The following is a 22,604-nucleotide window of genomic DNA, read 5'->3' on the forward strand; positions in this document are numbered from 1 at the left end:
TTATGCCGCGTGGCGTTTGAGGAGGAGATCGCGGAGGTAGTCGGAGAGCTCATGGATCGCCTTGTCCTTTACAGTTTCGGGGTTGCGCGGGCGCCCGACGGGAACGTCAACTTCGGTCAAGATGGAGCCCGGCCTTCCGGTCATCACTAGGACGCGGTCGGACAGGATTGCCGCCTCGCTCACCGAGTGGGTGATGAACACGACGGTCTTGGGCCGTTCGGCAAAAATGCGGAGTAGATCAAAACCCATCACCTCGCGTGTCAGGGCATCAAGGGCTGAGAAAGGTTCGTCCATCAGCAGGATGTCCGGGTCCATCAGCAATGCACGTGCAATTCCGACGCGCTGCTGCATACCGCCGGACAGTTCGTCCGGCAGCCGTTGTTCAAAGCCTGAAAGCCCGACCATGGCCAGAAGCTCGCCTGCGCGTTCTCGCTCTTGGGCGGTTATGCGGCCGCTCTTATGGCGTGCGGGAAAAAGCACGTTGTCTAAAACGGTCGCCCACGGAAGCAGAGTCGGTTTTTGAAACACGATGCCGATGTCATCGCGAGGTCCCTCGACAGGCAGACCGAAGACGTCGACCGAGCCGGATGTCGGTTTCAGCAGACCTGCAATCATCCTGAGAAGGGTCGACTTTCCGCATCCTGACGGGCCAAGAATGGAGACGAATTCGTGCCGTCCGACTTCGAAACTGACATCGCGGAGGGCTTCGGTCCGTCCGGAAGCAGTTTCAAACACCTGGCCCAATCTCCTGAAACAGATTGCTGGCGTCGTCATGAAATTACTCCGTCACGGCGAAGGTACGGTTGACGATGGTTTCCGGATCGAGTTTCGCCGGATCAATTGCCTGCGCTTGTGAGACACGGCGCCAGGTTTCCGCCAGACGAGCCTTGTCAAAGACACCGAGACCATCCTTCTCCGTCACCTCGTTGAAGATCAGTGGCAGTGCGTCTTTCAGCGATCCCTCGACATCCTCGGCACCGAGTTCGGCCACCATGGCGGTTACGGCTGCTGCGGCTTTCTGCGGGTTCAGCCTGGAGAACTCCACGGACTTTCGGTAGGCGGCGACAAAGCGTGCGGCGACCTGGGGACGTTTGGCAAGGAAATCATCGCTTGCTATCAGCGACGCGGAGTAAAGCTCGAGACCGGCCGATGACCAGGGCAATGCAATGATGTCCTTGCCTGCTTCCTTGCCCTGGCTGCTGTAGCGCGTCAGGTCGGTCATCCAGGCGATGATCCCGTCGGCGTTGCCCGTCATCAGCATTGGACCGAGCGCACCAGGATCAGCTTTGACAAGTTTGATATCGGCCATATCGATACCGGCGTCCTTGAGGACGAGCGGAAGATAGACGTTGGATGATGTGAATGGCGAAGTCGCGATCGTTTTTCCCTTGACGTCGGCGACGCTTGCGATCGATCCGCCCTTGGCAACATAAAATGCATGTGGGCCCTTGTTGAAAAGGGACATGACAGCGGTCACCTTGACACCTTCGTTGGCACGGGCGGCCATCAGTGCGCCGATATCGGAAACCCCGATGTCTGACGATGCGGCCGCAAGGCGGGATATGGCGTCTGTAGAACCGCGGCCCGAGGCGATCTCGACCTCGATGCCAGCCTCAGAACAGAAGCCTTCCTGGACGCATACGTAAATCGGCGCCTTGTCTCCGCCTGGAAGCCAGTCGAGCTGAAAGACAACCTTGTCAGCGGCCGTTGCGGTGCCGGCGGCAAGGGCTGCGGAAAGCGCATAGATAGCAAGCTTGGTGCGGGACATGGGACTGCCTTTCACAACAGGTGTTCGGATTTTAAGGACGGATGGAGGAAGTCAATCGGGCCAGGTGCCAGTCCGCCTTCAGCGAGCCTGGCAAGAGCACAGGCGCGCTTTGAGACACTTTTCCCGATCAGGCACGCAAAGCATGGATGGTCGCGAAGCTGCTCGAGCTCATGATCAACTTGAATGGATGCTGGCGAATTATTGTGATTATTTCCCTGCACTTAGACGCCTCCCCGACAGAATTATCCGTCGAGCAATGTCCAGAACTCAGGGTTCAGACCGCTTCTACTCGGTGCTTTCTTGTCGCACGAGAAATTGCGTTCTTGCAAGTTTTTTAGTTCGAGAATGGGTGTGATGGAAAAACAGGCATCTGTAATGGCGGCGCACTGAGGTTTCTGAGGCTAAAGGTCTTAGTGCCATGATTTATAATAATAAAAGACTGAAGTTTTTGGGAGACGTGGCGCCTGAATTTTACGCGCTCTAATAATTAGAACGCCATATCCATAATTCTATGGCATTTGCGACGCGCACAGAGCGGGGTTTGGCCTGTGATGCGTGTTCAAATTCTGGTGTCGACATTCCCGGAAAATGGAAACGCTGCGTCCAGCTCCCATGGGCCATCGAGGTATTTCCAGAGATCAATGCCGGTGATCTCGATGCTGCACGGGCAAAAGCCGGCGCGCAAGTCCTTGTACAATGCGTCTGCGGCAGCCTTTGGTGCACGGTTCTGGATGGTGATGTGGGGGCGCCAGGGCTGCATGTCCTGCGAACCGAGCCACTGGATGAAGAGGGATTTGAGCTCGTTTCGGGCTGCCGCAAGCGGTGCGCTCTCCAACGAGAATGCGACACCGGCACCGAGATGTCGAACACCGGTTATGTCGGCAGTCATCGTGTGGTGTACTGCGGTGATGGTTTCGAGCGCAGCAAGAATGATGTCGCGATGCTCTCCGGGCAGACGATAAAACATCGTCAGGTGTGCATTCAGGAAGTTCCTGTCTGGCGGGAAATGTCGTTTTCGCAGGAGATCAAAGGGTTCGAGGTCGCTTTCCGCAATTCGTGCCGTGACGATCAGGGGAGAGCGTGTCTTCAAGTAAATGTCCTTTCATGCCCGACCCATAGGACGTGTTGCGGAGCCGGTGAATTTCGCCGTGCAGGTGTAACCGGCAAGGAAACTATAAAACGCACTGATCGGTTCGTCTCGCATCAAAAGATTGGCCGCACCTGATCGGTGCGGCCATGATGTCACGATTGCCGATGGGGAGGTTCTATCGTCAAAAATCGAACGATGCCGAGAGCATGAAGGTTCGCGGAGCTCCCGCAGCAAGGAAGCCGCGCGCAGACGAGGCCCAGTAATTCTCGTTGAAGACATTCTCGATGTTTGCCCGGATTTCAACGGCCTTGCCGTTTTCACGGGTGAACTTGTAGCGACCGCCAAGGTCGACACGCGTCCAGTCATCGATCTTTTGCGTGTTGGCCTGATCGTAGAGTGTGCTTCCGCTGTAGAGAACGCGACCTGTCATGGTAAGTCCCTCAACCCAGGGCAGGTCATATTCGCCGTAGAGGCTGATCATCGTTTTCGGAACACCCGGCACACGGTTGCCGTCAACTCTTGCTGTGCTTGTTCGGGCGAGTTCGGCATCGATGAAGGTCACACCGCCCAAAAGACGAAAGCCGTTGACCGGCTCGCCGAATACCGAGAGTTCAACACCGCGATTGATCTGCAAACCGTCAACCGCATAGGTGTTCGTTGCCGGGTTGGTGTAGGCGCTTTCCTGCCTGATCTCGAAAAGGGCCGCACTGACGGCAAAGGAGCCAAGATCATATTTGGCGCCGATCTCCTTCTGATCGTGGACGAAAGGAGGGAAGATTTCGTTGGCATTCGCCACGGTTGCGGGTGCGATCGCGCCCTCGGACAACGCTTCAACATAGTTGGCGTAGACCGATAGATTTTCCGTTACGCTGAAGTTGGCAGCGACAGCAGGGCTGAACCGCGACTCTTCGTAGAAGTAGTTCTGCTGACCGATCGGCGTCGCGCCGGGCCGTGTGTTGAAGCTGCGTGAGCGTACTTCCTGATAACGGCCACCGACCGTGAGGTCGAGGCGGTCGTCGAAGAAGGAAAGTGTATCGGAGATCGCCACGCTGGTAGAAAGAAGGTCGGCAAACAGCGGCAGGTTGTTGGAGCGCGGCAAAGCGCCGGTGTTGACTGAGCCATCAGGCAGGAAAACCGGATTGTAGATGTTGGTTGCATAAGAGCCCGGAAGACCGAGTGCGCCGGGAAGGAAGCCACCTCTATAGTTTTCGTTCAGGCTCTTCTGTAGCGAGACATTGAGCTGGTGGCCAACCGGGCCTGTATCAAACTCCGATCGGAAACCGATTTCACCCGAAAAGCCCTGGATCTGTTGTGGTTGTATCGCGAGTGTCGATTTCGCGTCGCCGTTCGAGTTCTCGATTGTATAGGATGAGGTCAGAAAGTCTTCGCGATAGCGGCTGGCGCCAGCGGCGGCATAGATCGTTGTATTGTCGAGGATATCGTACTCGATGCGGGCAGCCGCCATGTTGTGGGTGCTGTCATGATATTCGAACGGGCTGGCGGCATTGATCGTGCCGTCCGGCGCACTCGGTATAACGATTCCCGACTTTGCCGCGTTAAAGAGCGATGTTGGCGCATCGATATTCTGCGTCGAATGGTTGAGGTCGAGCGATGCTCGCACGTCTTCTCCGCGATAATCGATCCCGAGAGATGCGACACCCACCTTGATCTCATTGTGATCCATCCCGGTGTCGCCGAACCGGTAGGAACCATTGGCGCGGATGCCCCACTCGCCAGCCGGGCCGAAACGGCGACCGATATCGGCGTGGTTCCAGAGTTGACTATCGCTGATGTAGCTGGTGGTCAGTCGTGTCAGCGGTTCGTCGGCTGCGCGCTTTGGAATGAGGTTGATCGTACCGCCAACGCGGCCCATGCCGCCGTTCACGAACGCTGTCGGTCCTTTGAGAATCTCGACCCGCTCGATCCCTTCAAGGAAGCTACGACGCGGATTGGCGATATAGGGCAGGCCATCATAGAGGACGTCGAGATTGACCACCGAGAAGCCGCGAATGAAGAAGGAATCGCGTTCACTGTAAACAGGCGCATCCTGGCGCACGGAGGGATCGTTGAGTGTCAGATCGGCAACCGTTTTCGCCTGCTGATCGCGGATCAGCCTTGCCGTGTAGGCGGTGACGCTGAAGGGTGTTTTCATGATGGATCGATTGCCCAGTGCGCCAAGGCGTGCACCTTTCGCAACCTGGTTTCCGGCATAAGGCTCGGCGGGCTGGCCGATCGTGCCAGTCGCTGGCGGACGGCCCTCGGATGTACCGGTAACAACGATGGTTTCAAGCCTGGTATCGGAACCGTTAGCCGCTCGTGCGGTGCTGCCTGCTTCCTGGCCATGCGCGAGAACCGACGACATTGTCAGCATTGATACGCCCGACAGAATGGCCAGGCTGCGTCTACGCAAGCCCGTGTTGAAATTGCCCCTCAGCATATTTGGTATTAACCCCCTGTTAGATGGAATGGATCGTGTTGAGTTTCAGGATTGAGCGGATGCCTCTGTCAGCGATTGCCATCGCAAGGCATCGATGGCTTCTCGAAACGCGAACTGGATAAGATGTCGTTCGACCACCGACTTCGTTTCGCGCAGTTGCGCCTCGTCAGGCGACATGACGCTGATCCGCAGTTCGCGGTCGTCGGCGTCCAGGATGGCGGTCCCGCAGATGAAGCGGCATTCGCCGTGATTGCCATCAACAGAGACGTCGACCTTGTGAGCAAAATGCTTGCAAAGCTGCGTCAGGTACTTGGCCGCATGCTCCGTCTCAACAATTGCCAGTGCTTTTTTCATTGTTCCCCCGTTTCCGTTCAAAACGTCGCCCTGGCCGCGATCAGGAAGGAGCGTCCAGCTTCCAGAAGTGGCGTGACATTGCCGAATTCCTGGCCGTAGGTTGCGCGTTGTGCGTAGGTCTCATTGAAGAGGTTTCTGACCTCGGCCCGTAACGTGATGTTGTTCAGCTTTTCCGGCTTCCACTCGGCGAAGGCATTGACGACCGTATAGGCTGCGTAGGGCGTACGGACCCCTGCTGCATTTTCGACGACGTGATCGTATTCGGGGGCGATTTCTATATCCCCGCCGATCGTCAGGTTCAGCTCGTCAAAGGTGCGTGCTGCTGTGATCGTGACGATGTCGCCGACTGGGCTCGCAAGGTAGTTGCCACTGTCAGAGCTTGCAGGGCGTCCATCCACATCCACGTCGATATGGACGTATTTTGCCTTCACATAACCACTCGCCGTCTCGTAGCCGAGACCTATCTCGAAGCCCCGGGAGCGAAGGTCGCGCTGCCGCAGCGCCCCTCCAGTGGCAAGACTGTAGAGAGGTACGCGGGCATTGGAGATATCCGTTCCAAACAGGCTGGCCTCAGCGGTGAAACCGTCGTGCTGCGCCGAAAGGCCGACCATGTAGTTTCTGGACGTGACGGAGGCTGGCCCATCGCTGCCGTAATCCCATTTCGGGTTGATGATAAAATTTTCCGTCAATGGCACGCCGGCCGAAATGCGGGAAAACCCGGCTTTGGCGGTTATGATGTCGGTGAGATCATATTCGCCCGAGACATTCCCGCTGAGGCCCGTGGTGTTGAAACTGCGGCCATCGACACCGGTGAAACGCTGGCGGTCAACCCGACCTCCGATGGACAGTCTTGTGCTGTCGAATGGCTCAAGGCGAGCCTGGGTGTAGAGCCCTCTGTTAAAGGCCTTTTCTGCGCCACCCTCATAGGGGTCGTCGAGTTCTGCCTTGTCGCTGTAAAAATCGATGCCGGAAACGACATTGCCGAAATCGAATGAAAACCTGTTTTCGAACTTGCCGTTGAGGCTCGAGGTCTTGCCAGTGTCGTCATAAAGCCGGCCCGTTGCACCATAGATCGGGATGGTCACGTCGGTCGCGCCATAAGCCAGCAGCAGCTTCGGGTCCCACCATTCCTCCGGCGTCTCGTCGGTATAGGTCAGGACCGTATTTTGCCGGTCGAGCCGGTAGTCGCGCAGGCGCGGCTCCCAGGGGCGCGGAGTTGCAACAAAACCGGAATTGGCCCGGTATGGGCGCGGTGCATCATCGATGATGCGATCATGACTGAGTTCAATCCTATCGCCGCTTTCGAACTCGTAACCGATCTTGCCAAGGCCGCTCAAGAGATTGGTCTTTGTACCCTCGACCCGTTGTCCGTTGCCGTCATCGAACTCGTTGCCCCTGCCCAGAGTGACGTAGCCGAGGAAATCCAGCCTGTCCTTCCGGCCGTAGCCGGAGATCCCGGAGATCGTCGTTCGGCTGTTGAAGTCGTAAGTAGATGTTACAAGACCACCAAAACTCCTGCCGTCCTCGAGAAGATCAGACACTTTCTTGGTCTCGTAACGGATCGATCCGGCAAGTGCGCCGGGTCCCGCATCTGCAGGCGCGATACCGGAATCCACGTCAACTGCGCTCAGGATCGAAGGGTCGATGAGAGTGGTTGCGTTGTGGTGGAAGACCTTGTTGTTCTGGCGGGCACCGTCGATGCTGATTGCCAGATTGGTTTCCTCGATGCCGTTGACATAGACCTTCTGCGACATCGGCAGTGAGCTTCCCACCTGCACGCCGGCCTGCTGCCGAAATACGTCGGCAATGCTGATCGGATTGAGTTGCTCCAGTTGATCCGGACCAATCACGGTTTCAGCGACATCACCCTGTCCAATATTCTGAGATTGAACGACGATCGGCGCCAGAACATGACCTTCGTCGCCTGTCTCATTAAGACCGCTCTCTATGCCAATGATGGCGGTGCCGTTGGATATGCTGTAGGAAATCCCCGTGCCTTCGAGCAATTGACCCAAGGCGTCCTGCGGCGACATCAAACCGGAAACTGAACGTGATGTGACACCTTGCGAGGTGGTAGCAGCCAGCGTGACCTGAAGGCCGGATTGCCGTCCAAAAGCATTCAGAGCGGATGCGAGCGGTTGGGCGGCAATGTTGAAGCGGTGCTGCGTGGTCTGTGCCATAGTGGACGTCGGGGTGAAAAACGGGAGAGTGGCGATCGCCACCGATGCCAGCAGCCGAAGCGCGAATGCCTGTGCGCAAGCCGGGCCTTTCTGCCGTTTCCCATTCACCAGAAGCGTCATGACGCTCCAACTCCAATTCGTCTTAATCGACAGGCCGCTTGCCTGTGTTCAGGGGTAAAGACGATCAGGGTCGGAGCATTTTTCAGCGCAATGTGAAAATTTTTTTGAAAATGCGTTGGAACGCAAGCGGCCTAGAAAAGTGCAAGGACGCGCAGATAAGGCGAAACGCGGTGCACTTTGCCGCCAAAGGGGCTGACGAGCGCTTCAAGGGCACGATCAGGGTCTGAAAGATCGTAGAGGCCGGTCACACGTCGATCACCAAGCTCAAGGCTTGCGAGCTGGATCCAGGACTGGTGGTATCTCTGTAACTCGGCAATCACGGCAGATATCGGAACGTCCTGCACAAAGAGCTTGCGGTCGCGCCAGGACGCTATGGCATCCACGTCAACAGTCGCACGCTTGAGGCGTCGGCTTGAGCGATCAAGCGTTACGGTGTCGCCGGCCGCCATTCTGAGGGTCTCCGTGCCATTGACGTCGGACAGATTGACCGCTCCGTGCGCGAGCTGCACCGTCTCAGTTTCAGACGTGATATTGACGTCGAACGCTGTGCCAACAACCGTTACATCAAGTTCGTCGGTCTTGACTGTGAAAGGGCGACTGGCATCGGGACGAACATCGAAAAAGGCCTGTCCTGAAAGAAGCCTGACCTGACGTCTTCCCGACGAAAAATCCACAGCCAGAGCACTCGCAGCCGAAAGCTCGACCGTCGATCCGTCTTCGAGCGTGATCTTTCGGACCTCTGCCGTCGCCGTCGTGTAATCGGCATTGCTTCGTGTCAGGATCTCGGGTGCCGTCACAACCGCAACAAGACAGGCGGCGAGCGCTGCGACTGCGATTGAAATGTTTCGTGCGCGCGCTGTTTTGCGCACGCGTCCGGTGTCGGGCGAGCGGCGGCGCTCAAAGGCAGGCGCGTTCTGCATGAGCGATGGGTGGGACGGTGCGGTGGCACCCATGACCTCCCAAGTCCTGATGGCCTTTGCCCAGGCCTGCCGGTTCTCAGCAGAGCCGCTCAGCCAGAGGGCGAAAGCTTTTTCGTCATCAGCGGTGCGTACAGGTTCGTTGAGGCGCAGGAACCAATCCATCGCCTCTTCCAGCCGCTCTTCACTTGTCTGCTCTTCCCGCGTCACATCATACCTGCTTCGAATGTCGAGAGGTTTTAACCGAATTTTCCTGCTGACAGTAGAAACGATTAGCGCGGGGATATTTTTCGTTGAGAATGGGCAGTTCAGGCATTTTTTCTATCGAGCGCGATCGCAATTTTTACCATCGCTGTTTTGACGTGCCGGTGTGCCGTGGCAACAGACACACCGAGATGCTGGGCGACCACTTCCAAAGTCTGTCCGCCATGACGGTGCATTTCGACGGCAATCTGGATGTCTTCGGGCAGGGAGGCGAGCACGTCCTGGGCAATGCGCACTTCATCACAGAACATCGTCGTCTGCTCCGGCGTTTCGGATGGACGCGGAATGATCCAGAATGGTGGATCTTGCGATTGTGCACGCTGTTCGATCTTGCGGCGTTTGACAATGTCGAGGGAAAGATTACGAACGATCCGGTAGAGATAGGTCAATCCCTGACGCGCCGTTTCACCTGCAGAAACCTCGGGCGCGAAGCGCAGATAGGCTTCCTGAACCACATCTTCTGCGGCATCCCTCGATCCAAGTATCCGCGCAGAATAGCTTATCAGTGCGGCTCGATGCCCCCGGAACAATTTTTCAGCTTCGAGGCTCATGTCGAGGCGTTCCTGTTGCTCCGGCTGTCTATCGTGCACGCTGTCTTCCGAAAGCTTTCCGATTGAACTGCATTGATTTGGATAGGTATTTGCAAGGTCGGCTTATCTAACAGCAAAAACATGACTTAGAAAGTCATATTCAGCTTGCCTGCAGCAATTGTGAAGTCCTCTCCTGTTGTACTGTTCGAAAAGCCTGGCGTCGGCGTCTGTCGACGCCAGGCTCTGCCAGCGTGGTTGTGACACCGAGGCGGCGTTGTTGCCGCCTCGTTTCTGGGAAATGCCTTAAAACGTTTTGGTGATCGACAGTTTGAAGTAACGGCCAGGCTCGGAATAATAAGACCGGTTTGTCGAGGTTACCGAAGTGACATCCTTGGTTTCCAGCGCGTCGTAATATTCCTTGTCGAAGAGATTGTAGACGCCGGCCTGAATGCGCAAGCCGTTCAGCTTTTCAGGTGCCCACCATCCGGTGAGATTAAAGATGCCGTAGCCGGGAGCCTTGAAGTTCGCCGTCGAGTTTTCCGAAACGCCCTTGACGCCGATCCAGTCGAGATTGGTGCCCCATGTTTCCTGCGAATATCCGACACCGATGATGGCTTTGAGCGGTGCTACCGAGGCGAGTTGTTCACCGGTTTCGAGATCTTCACCCTTGGCGTAAGCGATCGATGAATGAATCTCAAAACCATTGTCGAAAGCCTTGTGGCCACGTGCTTCGAGGCCGTAGATCCTCACCCGGTCGCGATTGTAATAGCGGTAGGTTCCAATCCTGTAGCCAGTTTCCGAAACCGTTTCTGTGTCGATGAAATTGCGGTATTTGTTGTAGAAACCGGTGATCCTGCCGCCGAGGCTCTCGTCGCCGAGATTTGCGCCAATCTCGAAGCCGTTGCCGAACTCCGATTCGAGATCTGCGTTACCGACCTGTCGGTAGAGAGGGGCATTATCATAGTTGCCATAAAGCTGGTCGGTCGTCGGAGCCTTGAAGCTCATCGCCCACTGCGCAAACAGGGTCACCTGTGGCTGGATTTCCCATTCTGCCCGCAGCTTTGGAGAGAACGCGGAATCACTGACGGTATCAGGTAATCCGTCATACCCGGAATTTGCCTCATACTGCGGCGAAGATTGCGGTTTGTAATTGAAGTAGTCGAAGCGAATGCCGGGCGTCAACGAAACGTTGCTGTTGCCGATCTCGATGCGGTCATCGATGAAAACACCGAACTTCGTGCCATCGACATCGGGCGTGTTGGCCTGATTGGTGTGGTAGTAGGCGCATGCGGACACGTAGGTCGTCGCGCAGCTATCGACGCCGTTGAGGTATTGTTCCGTCGAGAATACGGAAATATCGGTACCGAGCGTTACCTCGTGTTTCAGCGCGCCGGTATCGAAGTTGCCGGTGATTGCGCCGACGAACCCGACAGAATTGTTGGTCGTTTCACTGATGCGGCTGTAATCGCCAAGCGGTGCTGTCGTGCTGCGGTAGGCGTTGTAGCCTTCGAGGCGTTCCAGTTTCTGATAATAAAGTGACGCCCATGCGCTTTGGACAAGGGCGTCTTCAGCAATGGCGTCATATTTGTAGTCAAGCGAGATGCGGTTGCGCCTCGTCTCGGCCAGCGTGTCATATCTCGTGTAGTTGCTGGTATAGGAGCTCTTGGCATCAGTGTCCTTGTCGGTGGTGAAGCGCTCCGCCGTTATGCCGATCTGGTGCCCGCCTTCCAGTTCGTGGCGCAGTTTGAAGAGAAGATTGGTGTTGTGGTAGTCCGCCGGATCGGCGACCGTGCGCGCGCTACCCGTGACATTGTTTGAGCCGTTGGTTTCCTTCTCGTGGCCTTTCTTGTAGCTGCCCTGGAAAAGAACTGACGTGTTGCCGATCTTGCGGGCGACGCCGAGCGAGCCGATGATCGAGTTGTCGGAACCGTCATAAATCGTTTTGGCGAAGCCTCCCCAGTCTTTCCCGGGCTCGATCAGGTCTTCGGGCTCCAGTGTGCGCAGCAGGACTGCGCCGCCCATTGCCCCCGAACCGGCACGGCTGGAATCAGAGCCACGCAGGATGGAGACGGAGGCGAGGGAGGTGAAGTCATAGCTGTCTGCCGCTCCTCCATAGGCACTCCAGACGAAGTCTGAGAGATATGGAATGGCGATGCCATCGATCGTGGTAAGGACGCGATCGTCTTCCAGTCCTCTGATGTTGACGCTCTTGGATGCAGACACAAGGCTGACGCCCGGTTCTGTTGTATCGCCCAGGTTATCGAGGTTCTGGATATCTTTTTTCGCGATGGTCGCTTTGTCCGTTTCTGTCGCAAGCGGCGTATCAGCGACGGTGCCTTTCACCCGCTTGCCTTTGACCACGATCTTTTCGAGCGTGGTCGCATTGTCTGGGGTTGCCGGCTCCTGCGCACCGGCTGTTCCAACGACAGCAAGCAGTGCAATTGCAGTGCACGCCTGCAAACGGGAGCGGTATTTGGGAATGGCCATTTTATTCCTTTCGAGCGTCTGGGCCTGAAATTTTTCAGAGGCTTCATTTGCGACGCCGGCACATTCCGGGAATGCGGAGACGGTCGAGAATGCTCGCCTGCCGCACACCTATTAAAATCTGAGTAATTCACTCAAGATAGATTTTTCACGAGAAAAATTAGGAAATATTTCTCTGATCAACCTGTTGCGATGCAGCAACAGCCTGTCCATCAGGATCGATATTGGCCGGTTTTATGAAGCATCGTTTCGAGAATGCTCGGTCTACAAAGGGACAAAGAAAAAGCCGCGATGTGTGATCGCGGCGTTTTTTGGTATCCGGATTTGGCATGTGGGAGTCAGGCTCGCCTCACCTTCGCGCGGAAATTCAGCCGTTCCCAACGAGCGCGCAGTATGATCAGCGGATTTTGTCAGGAGGCCCAATAAGGCTGGAGAGGATTGCAGTCCTCCGACGACCTCAGGACTTTGCCAATGTGCCGTATCCGGGGCGCTTATATAGGGCGTCTTCGTTCGCGGCGATCTCTGGTGAGTAGACGTCGGCGTCCCAGTCTGCTGGCTGAACTTCAGTGATGGCAATCGACAGGGACGCATCACTTGAGCCGAACACCGTCTTGGCGGCTTCAACCACCTTTGCAGCGAACTCCTGTTTCTGTTCCTCTGTCCGGCCAGGAAACATTTTTACGGCGATATGCGGCATTTTGATTCCAATCGTCTGGTGCTTGGTGACTGAGTGATTGAATACGCAAGAACGGGGTCATCGACAATCGACGTCAACGTAGACCTGGACCCGCAGTGATAAGATGGCAAGTGGCGTGCTCCGGCGGTCTTCAGCCGATGTGGAAGACCTCGGCATTGTCCTGGTGTTCCCGCAACCCCTTGTAGGATGCATGGCGAAGTTTTCCGTCTTCAGTCCAGGCCCGGAACTCGATCTCGGCGATCAGCGTCGGCTCGACCCAGATGATGTCTGTCTCTTCGGACAAGGCCACAGGCGGCTGCTTGCCTTTCCAGCGCAGGATATCGAGCATCTTGCGCAGTTTGACGGCCTGCGCCTGGTTGAAGCCTGTTCCGACATTGCCGACGTAAACGAGTTCATCGTCACGGTAGGCCGCAAGTGCCAGCGACGCAAAGCCGGCAGGGGAGGCTGCCGAAGCCTGATAGCCGATGATGAAAAATGCTTCGCTCTCGATACACTTGAGCTTTATCCAATCACCGGTCCGGCCAGAGCGATAGGGCTGATCGTTACGCTTGCCGACAATGCCTTCAAGCCCGAGGCGACCGGCATGTTCGAGCAGTGCGACAGGATCGGCGTCGATGGTTTCTGAAAGGCGGACGGCACCATCGTGACCTTTCAAAGCTTCTTCCAGCAGATGCCTGCGCGAGCGATATTCCATGTTTCGCAGGTCATGGCCGTCGAGATAGAGCAGATCGAAGACGTAAAGAGTGGCGTTGGAAGCGCGGTTGCCGGGCCGTTTGCCCGAGGCGCCAAGCGACTGCTGCAACAGGCCGAAGTCTGAGCGCCCGTCATCGTCCAGGAGAACCGCCTCGCCATCAATGATCATTGATGCCGGTCCAAGCGCCTTTGCCGCTTCTTGAATAGCTGGAAAACGGTGCGTCCAGTCATGGCCATTGCGTGTCAGGATCCGTACACGCCGCGCATCGATATGGACCATCAGGCGATAGCCGTCCCATTTCACTTCCCACGACCATTCTGATCCTTTGGGAGGGCGATCTTTCAACTGCGCAAGCGCCGGCTCAACGCGATCAGGCATTGGTTCGAAAGGAAACTGGGATTGGGCTGGATTGCGCTTCTTGCGCGGCCGTGAACGGACCGAGGCGTCGGTATCACGAAGGAGCGGTTTGGATCTCGGAGACTTCGTCATGCGGTGATTTCAACAGACAAATCTTAAGAACAATGTGACACTTCGCAATTTACCCTTTTTTTCAGCCATGCACATCAAAGAACCAGCTTAGGCGCTAGGTTTTCCTTTTTGGGAGACTATCGCAGGTGCCGCGCGGGACCCTCAATCCACCCTTGTTCAGCTTCCGTTTTTTGCTTCGGAACCAAATGTGTGGATCTGCGTTCATTTTGCAGCCAAGCAATTCCCCCGTCCCCCTCAGATGCTTGGCTGAGAAAGAGGCACGGCTTTGTAAACGCCGTGCCTCTTTACGTTTTGGCCAATTTCATTCGCGTGGCGGCTGTGGGAGGGAGTGAATCATCCATACAAAGTCTGTATCAGTCCAACTGGCGCTCGAAGTCCCGCCGTTGCCTCGGCAGACATCTCTTGCCTTCGCAACGCGAACCATGAGAGGTTCGCGCCCATGATTTTGACCATTGCCATTGCGGGTTATCGTTCGCTTCGCAATCTCATCTTGCCGCTCGAAAAGCTGACCGTCGTGACGGGTGCCAATGGTTCGGGCAAGTCGAGTTTCTATCGTGCACTGAAATTGCTTGCCGATGTTGCACAGGGCAGGGCGATTGCGTCGCTTGCTGCAGAAGGCGGGCTGCAATCAACGCTCTGGGCCGGGCCGGAGGTATTTTCCCGCGGCATGAAGGATGGCAGCGTGCCCCTGCAGGGAACGGTCCGGAAAAATCCTGTCGCCCTGAAACTCGGGTTTGCTTCTGACGACTACGGTTATGCGATCGATCTTGGGTTGCCGGTGCCGCCACCGCCGCCGAGCTATTTTTCACTCGATCCTGCCATAAAGGCGGAGGCGGTCTGGGCAGGGGAGGTTTTAAGCCGTCGGAATGTTTTCGCCGAACGTACAGGGCCGGTTGTTTCTGTGCTTTCAACGCGTGGCAAGCGCCAGGTGCTGTTGCACGATCTCTCTTCATTCGAAAGCATGATGACGCAGTCAGCAGACCCGAAGAACCTTCCTGAGCTGCTTTACCTGCGTGCCAGGATGAGTGGCTGGCGTTTTTATGACCATTTTCGCACCGATCCGCATGCGCCCGTCCGGCAAATGCAGGTTGGAACCAGAACCTCTGTTCTGTCATCCGACGGAGCCGATCTGGCTGCTGCCGTTGCCACAATCCTGGAGATCGGGGATGCGCAAGGCTTCCATGCCGCGATTGAAGACGCATTTCCCGGTAGCTCGATCGAGATCAAAGAAGAGCGCGGGCGCTTCGAGCTCATGATGGGGCAGCGAGGTTTGTTGCGGCCATTGTCGACTGCCGAACTGTCAGACGGCACTTTGAGATATCTCTTGCTCGTTGCTGCGCTCATGACACCGCGCCCGCCGACATTGATGGTGCTGAACGAGCCTGAAACCAGCCTGCATCCAAGCCTGCTTGCGCCGCTTGCCCGCCTGATTATGCTCGCGTGTCAGCGGTCGCAGATCGTTGTCGTATCCCACGCTGACGAACTGGTGTCGCAACTCGGTGATGAGGGGGATGCCTCAATAATAAGGCTGACCAAGGTGCTTGGTGAAACGGTGGCAGTGGATGTCGAGGCGCCGGCCTGGGCATGGCCGGCGCGCTGAGGACCTGTCCATGTCACGCCCGTAATTGTGGTCCGGAAAAAACGATCCTTCGGCGCGAGCACCAAATCTCAACGTGGGCCGGCTGCGATTGACCGGCCCAACATTTTGAAAGAGACGATTTAGTTGGCTGTCGCCTCGATCTCGACCTTGTCGAGAAGGACCATGGGATCCTGAGATGCTGCAACAAGGTCAAACACGCCAAGGCCATTGGGGCCCTTCGCGCGGGCTGTCATGTTCAGGGTTCCAGGGGTGCCGATGAAGCGCAGAACGGCCTCGGTAACACCCTGCAGGTTTGGTCGCTCGCTTGCAGCTTGCTGCAATCCTATCGTGGCGACCATCGTCAGGGCTCCCCGCGCCTGTTCTTCCGTCATGCCATTTTCTGCAGCAAAGAGCTTGATACCCTTGGCAATCAGCCCTTCATCCTTGACAGTCAACTTTGCCTCGCGACCGGCGAGACCGAAAAGAGCTGCCTGAATGCGGTTGGTATCAAGCGAGAAAAACTCCTCGGTAAAACCGCTGACCAGCCCGGAAAAATTGACGCTGCCGATATCCTTGCCATCAAGAGATATTTCCCGGATCACCAGGTTTTTGTTCGCTTCGTCCCAGCTTGCGGAGAGCGCGTAGGAAAGGGTCAGCGTTTCCAGGCCGAGTTTGCGTAACTGGACAAATGCCTCATCCGTTGTGTCTTCGGGAATGGGGAGAGTGAGATCTTCCTGCTTGATCAGAATGTCGCTTGGAATACCATTATGAGGTTTGGTCAGTGCCATCTCATAGTTCTTGAGCGTGAATTTAACGCGCTCGGGAACGGCGACCGTGGCTTCATCTCCCTCTGTTTTCGGAGTGGTGAAATCTGCGTCAATGCCTGCAACGCGAATAGTGCCCAGCTCGGGCATCAGTTCGTTGTAGGGAAAATTTTCGATCTCCTGTTCATTGAGGCCGACGAGTTTGTACAGACCCTCAACTGTTGAACTCCAATCGAAGCCGCTAAGACTTGCCTCGGCGATCTCGAGTTTGTCTTCGCCAGTCCCTAACGACATGCCGTTCGAGACGATGTTCAGCTTGCGGCCGTCCGTTTGTAACACCGTGCGTGCAATGGAATATTGGGCTCTTTTGCCGGCTTCCTGTTTATCAGGGCCGTCAACCTTGAAACCGACTAGCTCGATATCGTTTTTGACAAACATATCGATGACGGATTGGCCCTTGGCGAAGATTGCCTGACGCTCCCGCGGAGGCAGCTCTTTAAGACTTGTTGTTTCTGGCAACGACTTTAGCATGTCTTCAAGCGGTTCGGACGGCATACGCATAGTCAAGCCGTTGCTGCGTATTTCGTCATAGCTGATTTGGTTTTCACCGTCCGAGACCTCAATTTTCTTGACGGAGAGCGCGCCCCAGACACGTTTCGCCACGTCATCAGTTCCGGCTTTTTCCGTGCGTATCCGAGCAATATAGGCAAAATCGAAATCATTGCCCAATATCGTGCCCGTCGAGACGGACAAGCGCTTTGTCTTTGCTGCATCATTGTCTGTCGGGATGTTTGTCGATGTGTCGAAACTTACGCTATCGGCCGAGTATTGTGCAATCTTGCCATTGGCGATGTCAGAGAGAACGACATTCTTGTATAAGGCGTTCTCGATTGGCGGGTTGTTGAACCCTGCAATGATCATCTCGGGAGCAGAGATGCTTTTTGCTTCAAAGCTTTCCATACGCTTTGAAATCGGGACGGCGCTATCGGTTAGACGTGCATGATCAAAACTTGCTTCTTCTACCCGCACTTGAGGCATCGACACGGAGATGAACGGTTTCAAGATTTCTACGCCCTTCAGCTCCAGCTCGCTTTTCAGGAAGGGGATTTTGTGCTGGCCATCGACCGCTGCAATACGAATAACGGTGTGATCGGGAAGCGAAAACTTTAGGTTGCGCAGATGAACTCTTCCAAGGAAATCAACCTCGACGGAATCGGCTCTGCCGCCATTGAGGGCAACAAATTCGCTGACCTTGCTTTCGTAGATGGTCTTTGCTCCGACAACGCCCGCAGCAGCGATCGCGACGACTGCGACGGCTGCCCATAGTGCCTTGCGCCGGCGCTTGCCGGCCTGGTTGTTTACCTGTTCCACGCAACTGCCCTTTTTCGACGTGAATTGAGACTGTGCGTCTTTTAGGCACGCCCAGGTTGCTTCGCAAGCCTGTTGGACGGCGAAAGTTGGATTACATTCTACCGTGGGAAAACGGTTGTTTTTCAACCAGTTTCGTCAGCCGGGTGCCGGCCTGACAAGAGCGATGCTGACAGCCGCTGACGCTGCGGAATAAAAGTCTCCGTACATGTGTTGACTGCACGCTGGTGGGTCAATCGCAGGCGAGGCTGCGGTTTTGCGTCAACGCACAAAACCGCAGGAAGCTTTCAGGCCGAAAACTTGACGGTCACGCCGCGCTGACGGAAATACGCCTGCATCAGCTTGCGTCCAGAGCGATTGTTATGGGCGAGCCTTGCCGGGTCGAAGATGGCTTCCTTGGCGCCTTCGCGTGCCAGTGCCACCTTGAGGGCCGCAATATGTTCATCGATGCCGGCATTGTCCGATTGGATCGATGCGTAAATTTTCTCAACTGTTTCGGCGACGGTTGGTTCGCTCACGGTGGTATCCTCTCTTTGTTCAAACTGGCCGGATATCACAAATTTTCCCATTGGTATGCCTGCATTTGATCCGCCTGCTTTAAGGTATAACCGGGATGCTTTTTTATAACTCATCCCGGGTGGTGTTCGTGGGTTATAGACAAAAGTGTCTATAACTCATCGGCGGGAACGGACCGCGCGTCGATTGGCCGGACGTAAGTCAAGACGACGTGAGCTTGGGGCCGGGCACAGCGACAGAGCTGTTGGCTATCAGATGCAATGTCGTGTGTTTTGTTTACGCTCAAGGCAATCTCAACGTCCCGACGCCCAGACAACGCCGTTGTGGGTAAGCATCGGCTTCCCAATGACATTGCCGCCCGATTGGCGTATCGGAGGCTTTGGCAAATACTTTCGTACGATTCACGCCTCAGAGCTTGCGCTGAGGGGTTGGTGACCTGCGCTTCGGTATGGCCAATTATCTTATCTTCCGATCCGGACATGATCATAAAAAGCTTCGGGCGGACAAACATCAGGGGGTAGACACATGAGCGAGACGGGCGGGTATTTTCCGCGGTGGCGGCTGAAGACGGAAGGGCGCATCCTGCCTGATGAGCGTTTGCCAGCAGGACAGACCATTGTGCTGGGTTTGCAGCATGTCGTCGCGATGTTCGGCTCGACCGTTCTGGCGCCGATCCTGATGGGCTTTGACCCGAATGTATCGATCCTGTTTTCCGGCATCGCCACGCTGATCTTCTTCGTTGCTGTCGGCGGCCGTGTACCGAGCTATCTCGGTTCGTCTTTCGGCTTTATCGGTCCCGTTCTCGTGGCGACGGGCGCTGCGGTTGGCGTTGCCAATCCCAACATCGGAGTGGCGCTTGGAGGGATCATTGCGGCCGGGGCGCTCTACGCGCTGATCGGTGTGATCGTCATGGTTGCCGGCCATCGCTGGATCGAACGGCTGATGCCGCCGGTGCTGACAGGCGCGATCGTCGCGGCCATCGGTCTGGTGCTTGCGCCGATCGCCATTTCCAGCGCATCGGGTGTGGGGCCGGCAACGCCTGATGGCAATCAGTTCTCGCGCTGGATCGCCATCATCACTTTCGCAGCAGTGGGTCTCGTCGCCGTCTATGCGCCGGGCATGACACGCCGCTTGCCGATCCTGATTGGCGGCGCGATCGGTTACATTGCCTACCTGGTGTTTGCAAACGGCATGGGATATGGCGCAGCGGTTGATTTTTCAGGTGTTGCGGCGGCCTCATGGTTCGGCATGCCGACATTCACCGCACCGGTCTTCACCGCTTCGGCGATCACGCTGATCGCTCCTGTTGTCATCATTCTCGTTGCGGAAAACCTCGGTCATATCAAGGCGATTGGCGCCATGACAGGTCGCAATCTTGATCCCTATCTCGGTCGGGCCTTTATTGGTGATGGTGTCGCGACCATGGTGTCAGGCGCATTCGGTGCAACCGGTATGACGACCTATGCGGAGAACATGGGTGTGATGGCCGTCACCCGCATTTTCTCGACGCTCGTTTTCCTGGTGGCCGCGGCTGTTGCCATCCTGCTTGGTTTTTCGCCGAAGTTCGGTGCGCTGATCCAGACCATTCCTGGCCCAGTCCTCGGTGGTCTTTCCATCGTCGTTTTCGGCCTTATCGCCGCAACTGCTGGCCGTATCTGGGTGGAAAACAAGGTTGATTTTGCAGAGCCTCGCAACCTCATCACCGTTGGCGTTGCGCTGGTCCTTGGTGCGGGCAATTTCAAGCTCGATATTGCAGGCTTTACGCTCGATGGCATTGGTACGGCAACGATTGGCGCGATCGTTCTTTACCATGCACTTGGTTTTGCCGGTTCGCGCGACAGCGACCGTATTGCCTGATTGAGCAATGCGCACTCCCTGTTGATATGCCGGGGAGTGCGGTTTTACATCGGCCCGGGAAAGCCTTGCGACCTTTCCGGTCGGGTATGGTCGCCCGCTCTTAGATCATCGCCGTTTCGAGCTGGAAACGGCGATGATGATGGCGCATTGCGCTTTTTCAACTTTCCGTCAATCGCCCACATTACAAATCAGCTCTTGATTGCTACGATACTTGGATAACTCAAACATAAACATTGATGCGCTTGGGGGACGACATGCGAAATCATTTGGTTCGTGCAGAGTTGCTGAGGGTGCCGAGGACTGTTCTGGAGGAAGCGGCAGTCTTTAGCTGGATTGTGCAGGAAAACCGTTTTTGCGGTGACGAGAACTTTGCGAAGATATTCGGTATGGACAAGGCAAAGGTGGCTGCCGGACTACCGATCGAGGAGTTCCTTGATCGCGTCAATCCCGCTGAACGACCGCGTGTAGCCAAATCAGTCCACCACTCGCTGGTGACGAGTGAACCATGTGCTCAAGACTATGAGATATGGCGAAAGGACGGGTCCAGGGTTGAGGTTTCTGCGGTGGCGCGGTGTTTCCGTGACGAAACGGGAGAACCGGTTGAATATATCGGGTGTATGTACCCGCACCGGGACAGCTTCTCAGACTACGAAACTCTCAAACTTCAATGCCTGGATCTTATTGACCTCTCTCAGTCTCTTGGCGATCACCTGTTAAAGAAGGACGCGCTCAGGCTGACGCTTGCGGCTGTTGAAGAGGTATTCCCAGAAGATTCGGATCGAAAGATTTTGCATTGAAAACAAGAGCGATTGGGCTCTGATTTTTGACATGGAGCCGGATAGTGCGCGCTGAAAATGGCCAGGGCCCCGGGAGTTCGCTCCCAAACGTACCGGGATCACTTGGGACGCGTTTCGCCTTGCGAGTATCCGCTGCCGCGTAATCAGTTCGCCTGCTTCAGTCGTGCGGATGTTTGTGAATGGGATCGACCCAGTAGACGGTTTCCGGTTTTTCAACCGGGTCGATATCCGTGATGTTTACGACGACGGCTTCGTTGTCAGACCGTACCAGAACGCATTCCAGAATATTCTCCGGATCGGCGTTGATTTCCTGATGTGGAACATAGGGCGGCACAAAGATGAAATCCCCGGGGCCTGCTTCTGCCGTGAATTCGAGCTTCTCGCCCCAGCGCATCCTTGCCTTGCCGCGCACAACGAAGATGACGCTTTCCAACGCGCCGTGGTGATGAACACCTGTCTTGGCGTTGGGCTCAATGGCCACCGTGCCCGCCCATATCTTTTGCGCGCCAACCCGGGCATGGTTGATGGCGGCCTGGCGAAACATGCCCGGTGTCTGGGCGGTGTTCGGGTCCAGCCGATCGCCTTTGATGACCTGAACTCCATCATGTTTCCAGCGCGGTTCATCGTGGTGGTGGTCATGATCATGATCATGATCATGGTGATCGGTCATCGTCGTTGCTCCTCCGCATCAATGGTTCAAGAGACTGTCACGAAAATGCCCGTGCTCATATGTCTTTCGAACGATACCATGCTTTTTAAGTTCCAATATCTCGGCTGTTCCATTCATCGATCAAACGGTTCTCCGAGCGATGCAACCCCATTCAGTTTGAGAAGGCGCCGGTCTGCCGAGATGATGCCGAGCACGATAATTGTGACGAGATAGGGCAGGCTGGAAAGGAGTTGTGAAGGCAGATCCACACCGGTCGCCTGTGCGGCCAGTCCTGTCAACGAGACAGCGCCGAAGAGGCATGCGCCGAGGAAGACCCGCCCGGTCAGCCACGTGCCGAACACGACAAGTGCAATCGCGATCCAGCCGCGGCCGGCAATCATTCCGTCGGCCCAGAGAGGGGTATAGACGATCGCAGCGTAGGCACCGGCAAAACCTGCCATCAGACCCCCGAAGACGATTGCTGCAAGACGCACAGAGATGACGGAGTAACCGATTGCATGTGCGGCTTTGGGATTTTCGCCGACTGCACGGATCACGAGCCCGGCTTTCGTTTTTGAAAGCACAAACCAGACGCCCAAGGTTGCCAGCAATGCTGCCCAGACGGCAATGTCCTGGACAAAAAGTCCACCGATGACAGGAAGGTCCGAAAGCCCCGGGAACGCAAGCTTGGGCAGGCCCCTGACGGTCAGGCTTTCGTAGCTTTTGCCAAACAGGGCTGAAAGACCCTGACCGAGAATGCCGATAGCAAGGCCCGTCGCTACCTGATTGGCCCGGATGCCAAGTACGACAAAGGCAAAGATGAGCGACAGGAGGGCTGCGCCCAGCCCACCGGCTATAAAGCCAAGCAGATGCCCGCCGCCATGATAGACGACGATGAATGCGATCACGGCGCCGAGTGCCATCAATCCTTCGACGCCGAGATTGAGCACGCCGGCGCGTTCAACGACGAGTTCGCCAAGTGCTGCGAGGAGAAACGGTGTTGCTGCCGCCAGCATGCCGGCCACAATGAATTCGATACCGTTCATGATG

Annotated in this window: 18 protein-coding genes; 3 read left to right on the forward strand and 15 right to left on the reverse strand. The window is 56.1% G+C overall.

The features are described 5' to 3' along the window. The 11 genes from HWX89_RS25715 to ligD form a co-directional block, all read right to left on the reverse strand. Positions 1-774: an ABC transporter ATP-binding protein gene (locus HWX89_RS25715; protein WP_138791588.1), complete on the reverse strand. Its 774-nt coding sequence runs from the start codon at positions 772-774 to the stop codon at positions 1-3. A 4-nt stretch (positions 775-778) separates the two neighbouring features. After that, positions 779-1,768, reverse strand: a complete 990-nt coding sequence (locus tag HWX89_RS25720; protein WP_138791589.1) for an ABC transporter substrate-binding protein — start codon at positions 1,766-1,768, stop codon at positions 779-781. Positions 1,769-2,327: 559 nt separating this feature from the next. After that, entirely contained in the window at positions 2,328-2,858 is a 531-nt protein-coding gene (locus HWX89_RS25725) for a 2'-5' RNA ligase family protein (protein ID WP_246705313.1), read from the reverse strand. Between the two features lie 181 nt (positions 2,859-3,039). Next, on the reverse strand, positions 3,040-5,220 hold the full coding sequence (locus HWX89_RS25730) for a TonB-dependent receptor (RefSeq protein WP_502707622.1): 2,181 nt from the start codon (positions 5,218-5,220) through the stop codon (positions 3,040-3,042). 120 nt (positions 5,221-5,340) lie between these two features. Further along, positions 5,341-5,649, reverse strand: a complete 309-nt coding sequence (locus HWX89_RS25735; RefSeq protein WP_138791591.1) for a DUF2218 domain-containing protein — start codon at positions 5,647-5,649, stop codon at positions 5,341-5,343. Positions 5,650-5,666: 17 nt separating this feature from the next. Then, on the reverse strand, positions 5,667-7,949 hold the full coding sequence (locus HWX89_RS25740) for a TonB-dependent receptor (protein ID WP_138791592.1): 2,283 nt from the start codon (positions 7,947-7,949) through the stop codon (positions 5,667-5,669). A 131-nt stretch (positions 7,950-8,080) separates the two neighbouring features. Further along, complete coding sequence (locus HWX89_RS25745; protein ID WP_138791593.1) at positions 8,081-9,076, reverse strand: FecR family protein; 996 nt, start codon at positions 9,074-9,076, stop codon at positions 8,081-8,083. A gap of 98 nt (positions 9,077-9,174) precedes the next feature. After that, positions 9,175-9,720, reverse strand: a complete 546-nt coding sequence (locus HWX89_RS25750; protein ID WP_353505733.1) for an RNA polymerase sigma factor — start codon at positions 9,718-9,720, stop codon at positions 9,175-9,177. Positions 9,721-9,963: 243 nt separating this feature from the next. Beyond that, positions 9,964-12,147 (reverse strand): TonB-dependent hemoglobin/transferrin/lactoferrin family receptor, encoded by a 2,184-nt coding sequence (locus HWX89_RS25755; RefSeq protein WP_138791594.1) that lies wholly within the window; start codon positions 12,145-12,147, stop codon positions 9,964-9,966. A 454-nt stretch (positions 12,148-12,601) separates the two neighbouring features. Then, positions 12,602-12,841, reverse strand: a complete 240-nt coding sequence (locus HWX89_RS25760) for a tautomerase family protein (protein ID WP_138791595.1) — start codon at positions 12,839-12,841, stop codon at positions 12,602-12,604. Between the two features lie 130 nt (positions 12,842-12,971). Further along, positions 12,972-14,024 carry a non-homologous end-joining DNA ligase gene (gene ligD / locus HWX89_RS25765; RefSeq protein ID WP_138791596.1) on the reverse strand — a complete coding sequence of 351 codons (1,053 nt, stop codon included), beginning with the start codon at positions 14,022-14,024 and terminating at the stop codon, positions 12,972-12,974. Positions 14,025-14,463: 439 nt separating this feature from the next. Here ligD and HWX89_RS25770 point away from each other — a divergent pair, with 439 nt between their 5' ends. After that, positions 14,464-15,624, forward strand: coding sequence for an AAA family ATPase (locus HWX89_RS25770; RefSeq protein ID WP_138791597.1), 1,161 nt, complete (start codon positions 14,464-14,466; stop codon positions 15,622-15,624). Positions 15,625-15,743: 119 nt separating this feature from the next. On the opposite strand, the gene HWX89_RS25775 is transcribed toward HWX89_RS25770, so the two are convergent. Both HWX89_RS25775 and HWX89_RS25780 read right to left on the reverse strand, forming a co-directional pair. Beyond that, positions 15,744-17,738 (reverse strand): aq_1923 C-terminal domain, encoded by a 1,995-nt coding sequence (locus HWX89_RS25775; protein WP_138791598.1) that lies wholly within the window; start codon positions 17,736-17,738, stop codon positions 15,744-15,746. A 284-nt stretch (positions 17,739-18,022) separates the two neighbouring features. Continuing rightward, a complete protein-coding gene (locus HWX89_RS25780; protein WP_138791678.1) occupies positions 18,023-18,304 on the reverse strand; it encodes a hypothetical protein in 282 nt (93 codons plus the stop codon). 472 nt (positions 18,305-18,776) lie between these two features. Between HWX89_RS25780 and HWX89_RS25785 the strand changes: the two genes are divergently transcribed. After that, a complete protein-coding gene (locus HWX89_RS25785) occupies positions 18,777-20,108 on the forward strand; it encodes a solute carrier family 23 protein (RefSeq protein WP_138791599.1) in 1,332 nt (443 codons plus the stop codon). 254 nt (positions 20,109-20,362) lie between these two features. Beyond that, on the forward strand, positions 20,363-20,905 hold the full coding sequence (locus tag HWX89_RS25790; RefSeq protein WP_178340937.1) for a PAS domain-containing protein: 543 nt from the start codon (positions 20,363-20,365) through the stop codon (positions 20,903-20,905). A 157-nt stretch (positions 20,906-21,062) separates the two neighbouring features. Here HWX89_RS25790 and HWX89_RS25795 read toward each other — a convergent pair whose 3' ends face one another. Next, positions 21,063-21,575, reverse strand: coding sequence for a cupin domain-containing protein (locus tag HWX89_RS25795; protein ID WP_138791601.1), 513 nt, complete (start codon positions 21,573-21,575; stop codon positions 21,063-21,065). A gap of 113 nt (positions 21,576-21,688) precedes the next feature. Continuing rightward, a complete protein-coding gene (locus tag HWX89_RS25800; protein WP_138791602.1) occupies positions 21,689-22,600 on the reverse strand; it encodes an ABC transporter permease in 912 nt (303 codons plus the stop codon). Positions 22,601-22,604 lie beyond the last annotated feature (4 nt).

Source organism: Rhizobium sp. RM, assembly GCF_013390595.1.
Taxonomy (GTDB): Bacteria; Pseudomonadota; Alphaproteobacteria; order Rhizobiales; family Rhizobiaceae; genus Agrobacterium.

Coding starts and splice junctions, on each gene's coding strand:
- HWX89_RS25755 (WP_138791594.1), bottom strand. CDS start 12,147: ATGGCCATTCCCAAATACCGCTCCCGTTTGCAGGCGTGCACTGCAATT.
- HWX89_RS25730 (WP_502707622.1), bottom strand. CDS start 5,220: ATGTCGTCGGTTCTCGCGCATGGCCAGGAAGCAGGCAGCACCGCACGA.
- HWX89_RS25715 (WP_138791588.1), bottom strand. CDS start 774: ATGACGACGCCAGCAATCTGTTTCAGGAGATTGGGCCAGGTGTTTGAA.
- HWX89_RS25800 (WP_138791602.1), bottom strand. CDS start 22,600: ATGAACGGTATCGAATTCATTGTGGCCGGCATGCTGGCGGCAGCAACA.
- HWX89_RS25760 (WP_138791595.1), bottom strand. CDS start 12,841: ATGCCGCATATCGCCGTAAAAATGTTTCCTGGCCGGACAGAGGAACAG.
- HWX89_RS25720 (WP_138791589.1), bottom strand. CDS start 1,768: ATGTCCCGCACCAAGCTTGCTATCTATGCGCTTTCCGCAGCCCTTGCC.
- HWX89_RS25780 (WP_138791678.1), bottom strand. CDS start 18,304: ATGGGAAAATTTGTGATATCCGGCCAGTTTGAACAAAGAGAGGATACC.
- HWX89_RS25740 (WP_138791592.1), bottom strand. CDS start 7,949: ATGACGCTTCTGGTGAATGGGAAACGGCAGAAAGGCCCGGCTTGCGCA.
- HWX89_RS25770 (WP_138791597.1), top strand. CDS start 14,464: ATGATTTTGACCATTGCCATTGCGGGTTATCGTTCGCTTCGCAATCTC.
- HWX89_RS25785 (WP_138791599.1), top strand. CDS start 18,777: ATGAGCGAGACGGGCGGGTATTTTCCGCGGTGGCGGCTGAAGACGGAA.
- ligD (WP_138791596.1), bottom strand. CDS start 14,024: ATGACGAAGTCTCCGAGATCCAAACCGCTCCTTCGTGATACCGACGCC.
- HWX89_RS25790 (WP_178340937.1), top strand. CDS start 20,363: ATGCGAAATCATTTGGTTCGTGCAGAGTTGCTGAGGGTGCCGAGGACT.
- HWX89_RS25735 (WP_138791591.1), bottom strand. CDS start 5,649: ATGAAAAAAGCACTGGCAATTGTTGAGACGGAGCATGCGGCCAAGTAC.
- HWX89_RS25795 (WP_138791601.1), bottom strand. CDS start 21,575: ATGACCGATCACCATGATCATGATCATGATCATGACCACCACCACGAT.